Source organism: Kitasatospora sp. NPDC038210 (genome assembly GCF_055600605.1).
In genome coordinates this window covers 261,247-275,547 of sequence record NZ_JBVJYK010000005.1, presented here as the reverse complement: position 1 = coordinate 275,547, position 14,301 = coordinate 261,247, and the positions used below count along the sequence as shown (strand labels likewise).

The window sequence follows — 14,301 nt, the reverse complement described above, 5'->3', positions numbered from 1 at the left end:
CCCCACCTCGGTGTGCGCCACGACGGCAGCACCCAGAGCCAGCGCAGCAGCCGCCGCCCGCAGCAGAACGGCCCGATGAAAACCCCGCACCGGCTCACCCCTTTCGCTCGCTCCGCTCCCCCGTGCACCTCGTTCGTGCACTCGTCCCTCCACTCAACGCCCGTCAACCCCGCCTGATGCGTGTCGCCCCCACTGTTCACCCGTTCGGTGCCGCCCCAGCACCCCCGCACACCACCGAGGGGAACACCCCCACCACCCCAGCGAAAGTGCTCCCCCCAGCCCCCCACCCACCCCGAACCCCGACGGCCCGCCACTCCCCCAGGAGTGGCGGGCCGTCGGCCAACCGTTTCCACCCGCGCGTCAGCGCCTCCGCACGCCCGCCGCCAGCTCCCCGGCCAGGCCCCGCACGGCGTCCAGCCCGGCCGCCTCGTCGTCGCCCGCCTCCAGGATCCGCTTCACGAACGCCGAGCCGACGATCACGCCGTCGGCGAACCGCGCGACCTCCGCCGCCTGCGCGGCGTCGGAGACCCCGAGCCCGACGCAGACCGGCAGGTCCGTGGTGGCCCGGGTGCGCGCGACGAGGTCCTCGGCCAGCGAGCCGACCGCCGAGCGGGTGCCGGTCACGCCCATGACCGCGGCCGCGTACACGAACCCGCTGCCCGCCGCGGTGACCTCGGCCAGCCGGGCGTCCTTGCTGCTGGGGGCGACCACGAACACGGTGTCCAGCCCGTGCTCGTCCGCCGCCTTGCGCCACTCCTCCGACTCCTCCACCGGGAGGTCCGGCAGGATGCAGCCGGCCCCGCCCGCGGCCGCCAGGTCGGCGGCGAAGCGCGCCACGCCGTAGCGGTCGACCGGGTTCCAGTACGTCATGACCAGCACCGCGGCGTCGGGGTGCGCGGAGGCGACCTCCTGGACGGTGCGCAGCACGTCCTTGATGCGCACGCCGCCGCGCAGCGCGATGTCGTCGGCGGTCTGGATGACGGCGCCGTCCAGCACCGGGTCGGAGTGCGGCAGGCCGACCTCGACCACGTCGCAGCCGCCCTCGATCAGGGCGTTGACCGCCCGGATGCCGCCGTCGACGGTCGGGAAGCCGGCCGGCAGGTAGCCGATCAGTGCGGCGCGGTCCTCGGCCTTGGCGGCCGCCAGGACGCCGCTGAGCTTCGATGCAACCATGGTCAGTTACCCCCCTGGGCGTTGCCGGCGCCCGGCTCGTCGTACAGGCCGAAGTACTCGGCGGCGGTGTGCATGTCCTTGTCGCCGCGCCCGGAGAGGGAGACCAGGATGGTGGCGTCCGGGCCGAGCTCGCGGCCGAGTTCCAGGGCTCCGGCGAGGGCGTGGGCGCTCTCGATGGCCGGGATGATGCCCTCGGTGCGGGACAGCAGCCGCAGCGCCTGCATCGCCGCGTCGTCGGTGACGGGGCGGTACTCGGCCCGGCCGGTGTCCTTCAGCCAGGCGTGCTCCGGGCCGACGCCCGGGTAGTCGAGGCCGGCCGAGATCGAGTGCGACTCGATGGTCTGGCCGTCCTCGTCCTGGAGGACGTAGGTGCGGGAGCCGTGCAGCACGCCCGGGTCGCCCTTGGTGAGGGTGGCGGCGTGCCGGGGGGTCTCGGCGCCCTCGCCGGCCGCCTCGCAGCCGATCAGGCGCACGTCGGCGTCCGGGATGAACTCGTGGAAGATGCCCATCGCGTTGGAGCCGCCGCCGACGCAGGCGACCACGGCGTCGGGCAGCCGCCCGGTGCGGTCGAGCACCTGCTGCCGCGCCTCGACGCCGATGATCCGGTGGAAGTCGCGGACCATCATCGGGAACGGGTGCGGCCCGGCGACGGTGCCGAACAGGTAGTGGGTGGAGTCCACGTTGGCGACCCAGTCGCGGAACGCCTCGTTGATGGCGTCCTTGAGGGTGCGGCTGCCGGACTTGACGGCCACGACCTCGGCGCCGAGCATCCGCATCCGGGCGACGTTCAGCGCCTGGCGCTGGGTGTCGACCTCGCCCATGTAGATGGTGCAGTCGAAGCCGAAGAGCGCGCAGGCGGTGGCGGTGGCCACGCCGTGCTGGCCGGCGCCGGTCTCGGCGATGATCCGGGTCTTGCCCATCCGCTTGGTGAGCAGGGCCTGACCCAGCACGTTGTTGATCTTGTGCGAGCCGGTGTGGTTGAGGTCCTCGCGCTTGAGCAGGATGCGCGCGCCGCCCGCCTCGGCGGAGAAGCGGTGCACGTCGGTCAGCGGGCTCGGGCGCCCGGTGTAGTCCTTGAGCAGCGCGTCCAGCTCGGCGGCGAAGGCCGGGTCGCTCTTGGCCTTCTCGTACTCCTCGGCGACCTGCTCGACCGCGGCGACCAGCGCCTCGGGGATGAAGCGGCCGCCGTACGCGCCGAAGTATCCGCGCGCGTCCGGCACCTGGGCACCGGGCAGGTAGTCCTTCTCGGACATGTGGTTTCCCTTGGGGAGTGGGACGACAGTGACGTCTGATCGGCTGGGGTCAGCCGCGCGTCACGCGCCATCGCCGTCCCGGCACCTGCCCGGGCTCACAGCCGATCACGTACCGCACCCGACGCCCCAGCACCCGGCGTGCGGGCGCGCGGCAGCCGCGCGGGCGGCAACCGGGGGCGAGTCGGGCGGCGATCTTCATCGGGCTGTGTCAGTCCTTGTGCCGGACGGCCGGGTGGGCCCCCGCGGCGACCAGGTCGGCGACCGCGGCGCGCGGGTCCTTGCCGGTCACCAGGGACTCGCCGACCAGCACCGCGTCGGCGCCGAGGTTGGCGTAGTTGATCACGTCCAGCGGGCCGCGGACCCCGGACTCGGCGATCTTCACGATGCCGTCCGGGATGGCGTGGACCACGTTCCCGAAGGTGTTGCGGTCCACCTCCAGGGTCTTCAGGTTGCGGGCGTTGACGCCGATGATCCGCGCCCCGGCGTCCACCGCGCGCTTGATCTCCTCCTCGTCGTGCACCTCGACCAGCGGGGTGAGGCCGATCGACTCGGCGCGCTCGATCAGCGACACCAGGGCCGACTGGTCGAGGGCCGCGACGATCAGCAGCGCGAGGTCGGCGCCGTGCGCGCGGGCCTCCCACAGCTGGTAGGCGGTGACGATGAAGTCCTTGCGCAGCAGCGGGGTGTCCACCGCGGCGCGGACGGCGTCCAGGTCGGCCAGCGACCCGCCGAAGCGGCGCTGCTCCGTCAGCACGCTGATCGCGGCGGCACCGCCGGCCGCGTAGTCGCGCGCCAGGGCGGCCGGATCGGCGATCGAGGCAAGGGCGCCCTTGGACGGGCTGGAACGCTTGACCTCGCAGATCACCCGGACCCCGTCGCCCTTGAGGGCGGCGACGCCGTCCTTGGCCTCCGGGGCCCTGGCGGCGCGCTCCTTCAGCTCGTCCAGGGAGACCCGGGCCTGCCGCTCGGCGAGGTCCTCGCGGACCCCTTCGATGATCGAGTCGAGCACACTCACTCAGGAGCCCCCATCGTTTCTGCCAGTTGGCCAGCGAGAGCCGGGCGGGCGGTGACCCGCCGGCTCTTCGATGGTATCGGCACCCGGGAGCGCGGGGCGCATCCGCCCGGCGCGCGTCTCGCGGACCGGACCGCCGCTCCGGAGGCCCTCAACTGCGGCTTCACCGCTTCTCCACCCGTCGGCGGGCCCGTCCGCGGGCGGTGACCCGGCGCTCAGACCAGCGGGGGCGCCAGACCGGCTCCGACCGGCGAGTTCCGCACCACGGTGAACACCAGCACGAGCAGCGCGATCAGTGCCCAGCGCCGGCCTCCGACGGTGACCCGGGGCGGCGGCCCGCCGGTCAGCGCCGCCCAGGCCCAGCGCAGCCAGAGCACCCCCAGCACGCCGAACAGCAGCACGGCGGCGGCATTGTCGTGCAGGGCCCCGGTGAGGTCGCCGTGGGTGAGCGCGTGGACGCAGCGCAGCCCGCCGCAGCCGGGGCACCACCAGCCGGTGGCCGTCAGGAACGGGCAGTCCGGGTAGTGCCCGGGGCTGTTGGGGTCCACCACGGCGACGTACGCGGTGGGGACGGCCACCGCCGCCAGCGCGGTCAGCGGCGGGCCGAGCCGGCGCAGCACGGGCGGCGGGGCGGAGGCGGTGGGGGCGGCGTTCACGCCCCGATTCTGCCCGCGCCCGGGCCCGTACACGACGAAACGGCGGGCGCGGCGCGCCCGCCGTTCGGTTGTGCGAAAAGGCGGGTCGTACGGAGGACGGTCGGGCCCCGTACGGAGGGGTGGTCGTCAGGCGGCGACGGCGGCGGCGACGCGGGCCTCGCGGGCCGCGACCTGCTCCTCGGTCGACTTGTAGACGTTGGTGCTGGGCTGCTTGCCCATGCCGGCCATCGCCATGGCCTTGCCGACCACGCCACCGGCCACGACGACCGCCAGGCCGGCGCAGACGAGGAGCACCGACGGCAGGATCATCGCGACACCGGCGATGCCGAAGCCGACGAAGGAGATGACGACGCCGGTCCAGGCGGCGGGGGTGTGGCCGTGTGCTGCTGCTGCCATCTGAGTGGTGCTCCTTGGCTCTCGGGGCCCGGCCGGGCCTGCGGGGCCGCCGGCGGGTTGACGGAGTCCATTGTGCCGGGCCACACACCCGCCGCCCAAAGCGGGTGGCGGGTCTATCGCGTCACATGTGCACGTCGGGCTGCTGCGGGGCCCGTGCGGCGCGTCACGGGGCCCGCCGCGGTGGCGGCGGCACCGGGCGCCCGGGCCGTCCGCCGGGGCCGGGGGGCCGTGGCGGGCGGGCTTCAGACCGCCGTGGGGTCCTCGCCGCGGTCCAGCGCCTTCCACAGGTCGCCCGGGGTCTCGGCCTTGGCCTCGGTCCTGGCCGGGGCCTTGCCGGTCGGCGCCTCGTAGCGGCTGCCCATGGCGGGCCAGCCGCGGCCGTAGCGCAGGGTGAGCAGTCCGGCGAGGGCCAGCAGCACGCCGCCGACCAGCGCGACCCAGGGCCAGGCCGTGTGCGAGACCCCGGTGGCCGCCGAGCCGGTCAGCGCGAGCTTGCGGGCCGCCTCGGCGTCCAGCGCGGCGGTGTCGCCCGCCCCGGCGACCGACGCGGCGGCCGCGCCGATCCCGGCGAGCAGGGTCAGCGCACCGACCGCCAGCCGTCCCGCGCCGCGCACCGCGAACACCGCGACGGCCGCGGCGAGGCCCACCAGGGCCAGCCCGCCGGGCAGTTCGGAGATCCGGCCGCCGGTGACGGCGACGTCCAGGGTGCCCGCCCGCCCCTCGGCCCAGGTCCGCCCGACCGCGGTCAGCACCAGGACGGCGCTCAGCACGGTCAGCAGCAGCATCACGCCGAGCGTGCGGCGGCTGGGGGCGGCGGGGGCGGGGGTCTGGTCAGCGCTCACCCGTCCACTATCCCCCGACCGACGCCCCGGTCCGCACCCGGGGTGGGGGGCGGGGCGGAGGACGGCGTGGGGAAGGGGTCCGTCCGCAGCACCACCGTCCGCCCGCCCAGCGACAGGAACAGGTCGTTGCCGAACGGCACCCGCTCGGCCTCCCGGTACACCCCCTCGGGGGACGGCGCGCTGTGCACGGTGCAGACCGCCGCCGCCGGGTCGACCACCACGTAGAGCGGCACCCCGCTGCGCGCGTACGCCCGCCCGGCCTCCGCCAGGCCCGGCCGGGCCACCTCCAGCACCGCCTCGACCCCGGCCGCGCCGAACCGGCCCCGCTCGCCCCGCACCGCGTCCGGGGCGAGCACCGCCAGGTCGGGGGCGAACACGGCGGGCTCCCGGTCCGGGCCGCCGGGCGCGGCCGGGAAGTCCACCGCCACGCCGGACAGCACCCGGCCGTGGCCCGCCGGCTGCTCGCCGAACTGCCCGGCCGCGCTCAGCACGACCTCCCAGCGCAGCTCGTCGTACGGCACCTCGGGCATCCGGGCCGCCTCCTCACAGCTCAGGACAGTTCCGGCCTCCGCAGCGTATTGGCGGTGGCGACGGCCCGCAGCACGGCGGCCGCCTTGTTGCGGCACTCGGTGTCCTCGCCGTGCGGGTCGGAGTCGGCGACCACGCCCGCGCCGGCCTGCACGTACGCCGTGCCGTCGCGCAGCACCGCGGTACGGATCGCGATCGCGGTGTCGGAGTCCCCGGCGAAGTCCAGGTAGCCGACGCAACCGCCGTACAGGCCGCGGCGGGTGGGCTCCAGTTCCTCGATGATCCGCATCGCCCGCGGCTTGGGCGCGCCGGAGAGCGTACCGGCCGGGAAGCAGGCGGTCAGCACGTCGAAGGCGCTCCGCCCCGGCGCGACCCTGCCGGTGACGGTGGAGACGATGTGCATCACGTGGCTGTAGCGCTCGATCTGCATGAAGTCGACCACCTCGACGCTGCCCGGCTCGCAGACCCGTCCGAGGTCGTTGCGGCCGAGGTCGACCAGCATCAGGTGCTCGGCCCGCTCCTTGGGGTCGGCGAGCAGCTCGGCGGCGAGCGCCGCGTCCTCGTGCGGGGTGGCGCCGCGGTGCCGGGTGCCGGCGATCGGGTGCAGCATCGCCTCGCCGTCGGTGACCTTGACCAGCGCCTCCGGGCTGGAGCCGACCACGTCGAAGCCGCCCTCGGCGGTGCCGTCCGGCCCCGGGAAGCGGAACAGGTACATGTACGGGCTGGGGTTGGTGGTGCGCAGCACCCGGTAGACGTCCAGCGCGGAGGCCGGGCAGGGCGCCTCGAAGCGCTGCGAGGGCACCACCTGGAAGGCCTCGCCGGCCCGGATCCGCTCCTTGATCTCGTCCACGGCGGCCCGGTACGGCTCGCCGCCGAACGGCGAGTCCACCTCGCCGGGGCCCGCCGGGGTGAAGGTGGCCAGGCCCGGGTCGACCGGCTTGAGCAGGTCGGCCTCCATCGCGTCCAGCCGGCCCACCGCGTCCGCGTAGGCCTCGTCCACGCCGGTGGCCAGGTCGTTGTGGTTGACGGCGTTGGCGATCAGCAGCACGGTGCCGTCGGCGTGGTCGAGCACCGCGAGGTCGGTGGCCAGCATCATCGTCAGCTCGGGGAGCCCGAGGTCGTCCGGGTTGAGGTCGGGCAGCTTCTCCAGCCGGCGGACGATGTCGTAGCCGAGGTAGCCGACCAGGCCGCCGGTGAGCGGGGGCAGGCCGTCGTCGGCGTGCCGCGGGGTGTGCAGCGCCTCCAGGGCGGCGCGCAGCACCTGCAGCGGGTCGCCGCCGGTGGGGATGCCGACCGGCGGCGTGCCGAGCCACCGGGCGGCGCCGTCCCGGTCGACGGTGAGCGTGGCGGCGCTGCGCACGCCGACGAAGGAGTAGCGCGACCAGCTGCGGCCCTGCTCGGCGGACTCCAGCAGGAAGGTGCCGGGCCGCTCCTCGGCGAGGCTGCGGTACAGACCGATCGGGGTGAGGCCGTCCGCGAGGAGCCTGCGGGTGACCGGGATGACCCGGGTGTCGACGGCGAGCTTGCGGAAGGCTTCGAGGTCCATGCGGGGCGGCACCTTCTTGAGTTCTGTGAGTGGGCGGGGATCAGGAGAGCGGGAGCACGTCGGCGTCGAAGCAGGTGCGGTCGCCGGTGTGGCAGGCCGCGCCGGTCTGGTCGACCTTGACCAGCAGGGTGTCGCCGTCGCAGTCCAGTGCCACCGACTTGACCGCCTGGACGTGGCCGGAGGTGTCGCCCTTCACCCAGTACTCGCGGCGGCTGCGGCTCCAGTAGGTGCAGCGGCCGGTGGTGAGCGTGCGGTGCAGCGCCTCGTCGTCCATCCAGCCGAGCATCAGCACCTCGCCGGTGTCGTGCTGCTGCGCGATGGCCGGGAGGAGGCCGTCCTCGGTGCGCTTGAGGCGGGCGGCGATCTCGGGGGCCAGGGCGGTGGTGCCGGGAGTGGCGGGTGTGGTGGACATGGGGCCCATTGTGTCAGCCCGGTGGTCCGCCCCGGCGGGTCCGTCCGGCCGGTGGTCCCGGTGGTGCCGCCCGTCCGGGGCGAGTTCGGCCAACCGCCTGCCGGGCGGCCCCTTCGTGGGCCATCCTCGTGGCCATGACGCCCGAGCAGCCGTCCGCAGCCGCCGCCTCCCGCCCCTCCCGCGGCCTGGTCCTCACCGTCGTCGCCGTGCTGGTCGTCCTGCTCGCGGTGGTGGCCACCGCGGCGCTCTGGCCGGACGACCGGAAGCCCGCCGCCGCGCCGCCGCCGACCCCCACGGCCACCCCGACGCCGACGCCCACCCCGACGCCCACCCCCACCCCGACCAAGCCGCAGCCGCCGTACGCCTTCTTCCCGGTCGGCACCTGCTTCGACCACCCGCAGCTGAGCCCGGTGATCACCCGGGCCGAGGAGCGCCCCTGCGGCGGCGAGCACGACGGCGAGGTGATCGCCGACCTCAAGCTGGCCGACAACCTGACCGGCGAGATCCCGATCGCCCTCGCCATGCGGGACGGCTGCAAGGAGGCCGAGGCCGCCGCCAAGACCAGGCAGGCCGACGGGAAGTCCTACTACGGGCGCCAGTTCGGGCCGGCCCTGGCCAACTACCAGCAGGGCTGGCGGGACTACACCTGCACCCTCACCGCGAGCAACAAGCAGGGCGGCCCCAAGCTCACCGGCCACCTCCGCCCGTAGGACGGGCCATAGGCTTCCACCATGTCGAACCACGCCCTCGCCGAACGCCACCGCCTCGCCGAACTCCTCACCGCCGCAGGGCCGGACGCCCCCACGCTCTGCGCCGGCTGGACCACCCGGGACCTCGCCGCCCACCTGGTGATCCGGGAGCGCCGCCCCGACGCGGCGGCGGGGATCCGGATCACCGCCCTGGCCGCCCGGACCCAGCGGGTGCAGGACGACTACGCCGCGCGGCCGTACGAGGAACTGATCCGTCTCTTCCGTGCCGGCCCGCCGGTCTACTCGCCCTTCGCCCTGCCCGGCGCGGACGAGGCGGGCAACACGGTCGAGTACTTCGTGCACGCCGAGGACGTCCTGCGGGCCGTCGAGGACTGGACCCCCCAGGCCGTCCCGCCCGGCCGGGCCGAGGCCCTGTGGCGCCGTCTCCCCATGATCGCCCGCTTCGAGGCCGGCCGCCGCTCGCCCGTCCGCCTGGTCCTCGCCCGCCCCGACGGCCGGTCCCTCACCGTCGGCCCGGCCGGCGCCCCCACCGTCCGGATCACCGGGGACCCGGGCGAGCTGGTGCTCTTCACCTACGGCCGCGGCGACCGCACCGCCCTGGACGTGGACGGCGCCCCCGACGCCGTCGAAGCCCTCCGCCACGCGCTGCCGCTGCCCCCGAAGTAGACGCCCGTCACCCGTCCCGCACGGACGGGTGACGGCGGGTCCGCCGGTCGGGGCTTCCCCCGACCGGCGGACCCGCCGTCGTGAACTCCGTCACCGTGCCGGTTCCGTCCGGCCGCCGGTCACCAGCCGCCGGAGCCGATCTCGGTGCGGGTGCTCAGGCCGCTGCCGGTGCCCTTGTAGAGGTAGAGCTTCCCGGTCCGGCCCGGGTCGGAGTCGACGGCGGCGAGGTCGCCGATGCCGTCGCCGGTGAAGTCCGCGCCCGCGTAGTCGGAGATGCCGTTCCAGCCGCCGGTGCCGATCTCGACGCGGTCACCGAGGCCGTGGCCGGTGCCCGGGTACAGCCACAGCTTGCCGGTCGACTTCTCGGTCGCGACGATGTCGTCCTTGCCGTCCTTGTTCATGTCGCCGGGGCTGACGATCTTGTTCATGCCGTTCCAGCCACCGGAACCGATCTCCACCCGCTTGCCCAGGGCCCCGCCGAGGCCGGGGTAGAGGAAGAGCTTGCCGGTGGAGTTCTCGCTCGCCACGACGTCGGCCACGCCGTCGCCGTTGAAGTCGCCCACCGCGGTGTTGTTCATGCCGTTCCAGCCGCCGCTGCCGAGCTCGATCCGGCCTTCGACGCCGTGGCCGTTGCCCGGGTACACCCAGAGCTTGCCGGTCGACTTCTCGGTCGCCACGATGTCGTCCCCGCCGTCACCGTTGAGGTCGCCCACGGCCAGGTTGCTCATGCCGTTCCAGCCGCCGTTGCCGATCAGCACCCGGCTCCCCAGCGCGCCCCTCCCGTTGCCCGGGTACAGCCACAGCTTGCCGGTCGACACCTCGACGGCCACCAGGTCCTTCTTGCCGTCGCCGTTGAAGTCACCCGCCGTCAGGTTCGTCATCCCCGGGTCGGCCGGTCCGGCCGGGTACGGGTCCGCGTGGTCGGTCGAGAGCCCGGTGCCGGGGCTGCAGGTCCACGCGCCGGCCCCCTGGTCGGCGAGGATCTTCTCGGCGATCAGGATCTGTTCCTTCTTGGTCGCCTGGTGCGGATAGGCCGCGTACTGGGTGCCGCCGTAGTGCTGCCAGTTGTACTCGGATATCTGCAGGCCACCGTAGTAGCCGTTCCCGGTGTTGATGGACCAGTTGCCGCTGCTCTCGCAGGCGGCCACCTTGTCCCAGGTGGCGACCGACGCGGCGCCGGCCGTGCCGGCGAGGGCGAGGGGCGCGAGGCCCAGTGCGAGGACGGCCAGGCTCTTGCGCATGCGGGTCTGTGCGGACATGGGTGTGCTCCCCCTGAAGTCGGTGCTGGCGTACGTGGGTTCGGGACGGTGCCGGTTCGCTCGGCGGCTCACCAGCCGCCGGAGCCGATCTCGGTGCGGGAGCTCAGGCCGCTGCCGGTCCCCTTGTAGAGGTAGAGCTTCCCGGTCTGGCCCGGGTCCGAGTCGACGGCCGCCAGGTCCCCGATGCCGTCACCGGTGAAGTCCGCACCCGCGTAGTCGGAGATCCCGTTCCAGCCACCGGTGCCGATCTCCACACGGTCACCCAGACCGTGGCCCGTGCCCGGGTACAGCCACAGCTTCCCCGTCGACACCTCGGTCGCGACGATGTCGTCCTTGCCGTCCTTGTTCATGTCACCAGGGCTGACGATCTTGTTCATCCCGTTCCAGCCACCGGAACCGATCTCCACCCGGCTCCCCAGACCACTGCCCGTCCCCGGGTACAGCCACAACTTGCCCGTCGCGTTCTCACTCGCCACGACATCGTCCTTGCCGTCACCGTTGAAGTCGCCCACCGCGGTGTTGTTCATCCCGTTCCAGCCACCGGACCCGATCTCCACCCGGTCACCCACACCACTGCCCGTCCCCGGGTACAGCCACAGCTTCCCCGTCGACTTCTCCGTCGCCACGATGTCGTCCCTGCCGTCCCGGTTCAGGTCACCCACGGCCAGGTTGCTCATCCCGTTCCAGCCACCGTTGCCGATCAGCACCCGGCTCCCCAACGCCCCCGTCCCCGTCCCCGGGTACGACCAGAGCTTCCCCGTCGACACCTCCACCGCCACCAGGTCCTTCTTGCCGTTCCCGTTGAAGTCACCCGCCGTCAGGTTCGTCATCCCCGGGTCGGTCACCGGGGCCTTGGCGGCGACGTCCACGTAGTTCCGGTCGATGTTGATGGTCGTCCCGCCGTGCGACTCGGTGACGTTGCCGGCGTACTGGTGGACGCGCTGGCGGTTGGACCAGTACCCCGCCGGGATGTAAGCGTCGTCGGTGTCCGCGGCGTTGTTCCAGTTCGCGGACCACGCCACGTCGGGGCGGTCGAAGCCGGTCGAGTTGTAGGCGGCGGCCATGTCCTTGATCCCGCTGGACGAGGAACTGTAGACGCCAGAGCGGAAGTTGAGCTCGTGCAGCCGGCCCGTCCAGCCCGACAGGTAGTTCAGCACGTTGGTGCGGTAGCCGGGCGAGTAGTCCTCCATGTCGGTGTAGAGCACCGTGCCGGTGGTGAAACCCAGGCCCTTGGCCAGCTTCACGGCGGCCTCCGCCGCGGCCCGGCCCTGGCCCTCGGCACCCGAGGAGGAGATCCCCGCGGCCTGGGTGCCCGCGTAGACGGGCAGCAGGTGCCAGCCGGCGCCGCTCTGCTGCGCCACCCACGACGCGGTGAGGTTGTTCTGCGCGCAGACCCGGGTCGGACCGCCGATGTAGATGCCCACACCCCGGTACGGCGAGGAGGCCCAGTCCGCCATCGCGCCGGAGGACGGGGCGGCGCAGGCGTCGAACGCCTTGCCGGTGTAGCCGGTGCTCGGTGTCTCCGAGGCGGCCGCCGACTCCGCGGCGGACGCGGCGAGAGCGCCGGGGACGGCCTTCGGCGGCTGCGGCGCCGGGGCCGCCGTGGCACCGTCGCCGATCGAGGCGGAGGCGAGGATGCGCTGCACCGCGGCGGCCGAGGCCGAGGCGTGACTGGTGGTCACGTAGACGCCGGCGCCTTCGAAGGCCACCCGCGCCTCCTGGCCGTCGCTGTCCGGCAGGGCCGGGACACCGTGGCCGGCGGGCACCGCGACGGTGGTGAGGTCGGAGCGCTCGGCAGCGCCGGCGAAGGTCTCCACGACCAGCGCGTCCGCCTTCTCCCCGATCAGGTGGGTCGGGCAGTTCTGGTCCGCGCCGGGGTGGCCGAGGTAGACGGTGTTCCGGTCGAGCCGGACGCAGGTGTCGGGCGCCTGGGTCAGGTCGACCACCGACCAGGCCGACGGCACCTGGAGCGAAAGCCCCTGGTACACAACGGTCTTGACGCTCTGCCCGGCAGTGGCAGCGGGCTCGGTACCGGCGGGCTCGGCCGCCTGGGCGGCGGCCTGTCCCAGCGGCAGGGTGACGGTGAGGGCACCGGCCGCCACGGCGAGCGCGGCGACACCCCTCAGACGGTGGTGGTTCACGGATCTCTCCAGGGAGACGGGCAGGGCGGAGCCGCCCGGGGACGGATCCGGGCAGGGCGGCGCGCACGGCAGGTCGGGGAAGGTGAGCGGGAAGGGCGGGGCGGGCCCGCGCGGTGGTCGCGGGCCCGCCCCCGGTTTCAACGGCCGGCCGGGAGTCAGCCGGGGGGGCTCAGCCGGGGGCGCCAGGCGGAGCCGGTGCGGGGTCTACCAGCCGCCGGAGCCGATCTCGGTGCGGGAGCTCAGGCCGCTGCCGGTGCCCTTGTAGAGGTAGAGCTTCCCGGTCTGCCCCGGGTCCGAGTCGACGGCCGCCAGGTCCCCGATGCCGTCACCCGTGAAGTCCGCACCCGCGTAGTCGGAGATCCCGTTCCAGCCACCGGTGCCGATCTCCACACGGTCACCCAGACCGTGGCCCGTGCCCGGGTACAGCCACAGCTTCCCCGTCGACACCTCGGTCGCGACGATGTCGTCCTTGCCGTCCTTGTTCATGTCACCAGGGCTGACGATCTTGTTCATCCCGTTCCAGCCACCGGAACCGATCTCCACCCGGCTCCCCAGACCACTGCCCGTCCCCGGGTACAGCCACAACTTGCCCGTCGCGTTCTCACTCGCCACGACATCGTCCTTGCCGTCACCGTTGAAGTCGCCCACCGCGGTGTTGTTCATCCCGTTCCAGCCACCGGACCCGATCTCCACCCGGTCACCCACACCACTGCCCGTCCCCGGGTACAGCCACAGCTTCCCCGTCGACTTCTCCGTCGCCACGATGTCGTCCCTGCCGTCCCGGTTCAGGTCACCCACGGCCAGGTTGCTCATCCCGTTCCAGCCACCGTTGCCGATCAGCACCCGGCTCCCCAACGCCCCCGTCCCCGTCCCCGGGTACGACCAGAGCTTCCCCGTCGACACCTCCACCGCCACCAGGTCCTTCTTGCCGTTCCCGTTGAAGTCACCCGCCGTCAGGTTCGTCATCCCCGGGTCGGTCGGGCCGTCATCGCGGATGGACTTGTTGCGGACCGGCACGAAGGTGCCGTAGCCGGAGAAGTACGGGTAGGGGATCTCGCGGTAGTGGACGCCGCTGCCGGTGAACTCGTAGCCCATGTAGTGGCTGGAGTCGGTCCACTTCTCGAACAGCACCACGTGGCCGTGGGCCCCGCTGTCGTCGTTGAGCAGCGCGTCGCCGGCCTTGAGGTCGCCCTTGGCGATGTGCTCGGTGACGCCCCGCGGGCCGAAGGTGTCGGTGGTCAGCGAGTCGTCGAGCTTCCAGGCCATCGAGACGTAGCCCGAGCAGTCGGTGCGGTACCCGTTGTGCGAGCCGGTCCAGCTGTAGTCGAGGCCGATGCCGACCCAGGTCTTGGCCCGCCGGACCGCCTCGCTGCGGGTGACCGTCGGGGCAAGGACGGACGCGGCGGCCGACGAGCCGTCAGCGGCGGGCGCCTGGGCGACGCCGACCGGCTGGCCGGCGCCACCGTACTCGCCGCCGGCGACCGCGGTGGCGGGGGCGGGATCGGCGGCGAACGCCGTGCCGCCCTGGACGACCAGGCCGAGCGACAGCGAGCCGGCCAGCCCGAGGGCGGCGGCGGACGTGCGGAGATAGGCCTTGCGGGACATGCGCACTCCTGAAAATGGCATCGGAAGGACCGGCGCGGCGCGACGGCGCCCGGATCACCGGAAAGGGGAGCGCCGGAGGAAACCCGGCAGGAAGCGGACGGC

The 14,301-nt window shown here is 73.7% G+C and carries 15 protein-coding genes; 2 read left to right on the top strand and 13 right to left on the bottom strand.

All coding sequences use genetic code 11. From position 1 onward, the window contains the following. Window positions 1–360: 360 nt before the first annotated feature. The 10 genes from trpA to hisI all read right to left on the bottom strand — a co-directional run bounded on the left by trpA (window position 361) and on the right by hisI (window position 7,818). Complete coding sequence (trpA, locus tag ACZ7KX_RS12905) at window positions 361–1,173, bottom strand: tryptophan synthase subunit alpha (RefSeq protein ID WP_470326474.1); 813 nt, start codon at window positions 1,171–1,173, stop codon at window positions 361–363. A gap of 2 nt (window positions 1,174–1,175) precedes the next feature. Next, a complete protein-coding gene (trpB, locus tag ACZ7KX_RS12900) occupies window positions 1,176–2,426 on the bottom strand; it encodes a tryptophan synthase subunit beta (protein ID WP_470326473.1) in 1,251 nt (416 codons plus the stop codon). 49 nt (window positions 2,427–2,475) lie between these two features. Next, window positions 2,476–2,625 (bottom strand): tryptophan biosynthesis modulator TrpM, encoded by a 150-nt coding sequence (gene trpM, locus ACZ7KX_RS12895; protein ID WP_396547533.1) that lies wholly within the window; start codon window positions 2,623–2,625, stop codon window positions 2,476–2,478. A 9-nt stretch (window positions 2,626–2,634) separates the two neighbouring features. Continuing rightward, window positions 2,635–3,441 (bottom strand): indole-3-glycerol phosphate synthase TrpC, encoded by an 807-nt coding sequence (gene trpC / locus ACZ7KX_RS12890; protein WP_470326472.1) that lies wholly within the window; start codon window positions 3,439–3,441, stop codon window positions 2,635–2,637. Between the two features lie 212 nt (window positions 3,442–3,653). Next, window positions 3,654–4,094, bottom strand: coding sequence for a DUF2752 domain-containing protein (locus ACZ7KX_RS12885; RefSeq protein ID WP_350522444.1), 441 nt, complete (start codon window positions 4,092–4,094; stop codon window positions 3,654–3,656). A 126-nt stretch (window positions 4,095–4,220) separates the two neighbouring features. Beyond that, window positions 4,221–4,490: an HGxxPAAW family protein gene (locus ACZ7KX_RS12880; protein ID WP_470326471.1), complete on the bottom strand. Its 270-nt coding sequence runs from the start codon at window positions 4,488–4,490 to the stop codon at window positions 4,221–4,223. 242 nt (window positions 4,491–4,732) lie between these two features. After that, entirely contained in the window at window positions 4,733–5,332 is a 600-nt protein-coding gene (locus ACZ7KX_RS12875) for a TIGR02234 family membrane protein (RefSeq protein ID WP_470326470.1), read from the bottom strand. After that, on the bottom strand, window positions 5,329–5,862 hold the full coding sequence (locus ACZ7KX_RS12870) for a Uma2 family endonuclease (protein WP_396547541.1): 534 nt from the start codon (window positions 5,860–5,862) through the stop codon (window positions 5,329–5,331). Before ACZ7KX_RS12870 ends, ACZ7KX_RS12875 begins: the two co-directional genes overlap by 4 nt. 20 nt (window positions 5,863–5,882) lie before the next feature. Next, entirely contained in the window at window positions 5,883–7,406 is a 1,524-nt protein-coding gene (locus ACZ7KX_RS12865; protein WP_470326469.1) for an anthranilate synthase component I, read from the bottom strand. A 40-nt stretch (window positions 7,407–7,446) separates the two neighbouring features. Further along, window positions 7,447–7,818, bottom strand: coding sequence for a phosphoribosyl-AMP cyclohydrolase (gene hisI / locus ACZ7KX_RS12860; RefSeq protein ID WP_396547545.1), 372 nt, complete (start codon window positions 7,816–7,818; stop codon window positions 7,447–7,449). A 134-nt stretch (window positions 7,819–7,952) separates the two neighbouring features. Between hisI and ACZ7KX_RS12855 the strand changes: the two genes are divergently transcribed. Both ACZ7KX_RS12855 and ACZ7KX_RS12850 read left to right on the top strand, forming a co-directional pair. Beyond that, on the top strand, window positions 7,953–8,528 hold the full coding sequence (locus ACZ7KX_RS12855) for a hypothetical protein (RefSeq protein WP_470326468.1): 576 nt from the start codon (window positions 7,953–7,955) through the stop codon (window positions 8,526–8,528). Window positions 8,529–8,549: 21 nt separating this feature from the next. Next, complete coding sequence (locus ACZ7KX_RS12850) at window positions 8,550–9,194, top strand: TIGR03085 family metal-binding protein (protein ID WP_350522451.1); 645 nt, start codon at window positions 8,550–8,552, stop codon at window positions 9,192–9,194. A gap of 119 nt (window positions 9,195–9,313) precedes the next feature. On the opposite strand, the gene ACZ7KX_RS12845 is transcribed toward ACZ7KX_RS12850, so the two are convergent. From ACZ7KX_RS12845 to ACZ7KX_RS12835, 3 genes are all read right to left on the bottom strand, one after another. Further along, a complete protein-coding gene (locus ACZ7KX_RS12845) occupies window positions 9,314–10,453 on the bottom strand; it encodes an FG-GAP-like repeat-containing protein (protein ID WP_470326467.1) in 1,140 nt (379 codons plus the stop codon). A 68-nt stretch (window positions 10,454–10,521) separates the two neighbouring features. Then, window positions 10,522–12,594: a glycoside hydrolase domain-containing protein gene (locus ACZ7KX_RS12840; protein ID WP_470326466.1), complete on the bottom strand. Its 2,073-nt coding sequence runs from the start codon at window positions 12,592–12,594 to the stop codon at window positions 10,522–10,524. Window positions 12,595–12,798: 204 nt separating this feature from the next. Continuing rightward, window positions 12,799–14,199, bottom strand: a complete 1,401-nt coding sequence (locus ACZ7KX_RS12835; protein WP_470326465.1) for a C40 family peptidase — start codon at window positions 14,197–14,199, stop codon at window positions 12,799–12,801. Window positions 14,200–14,301: the final 102 nt, after the last annotated feature.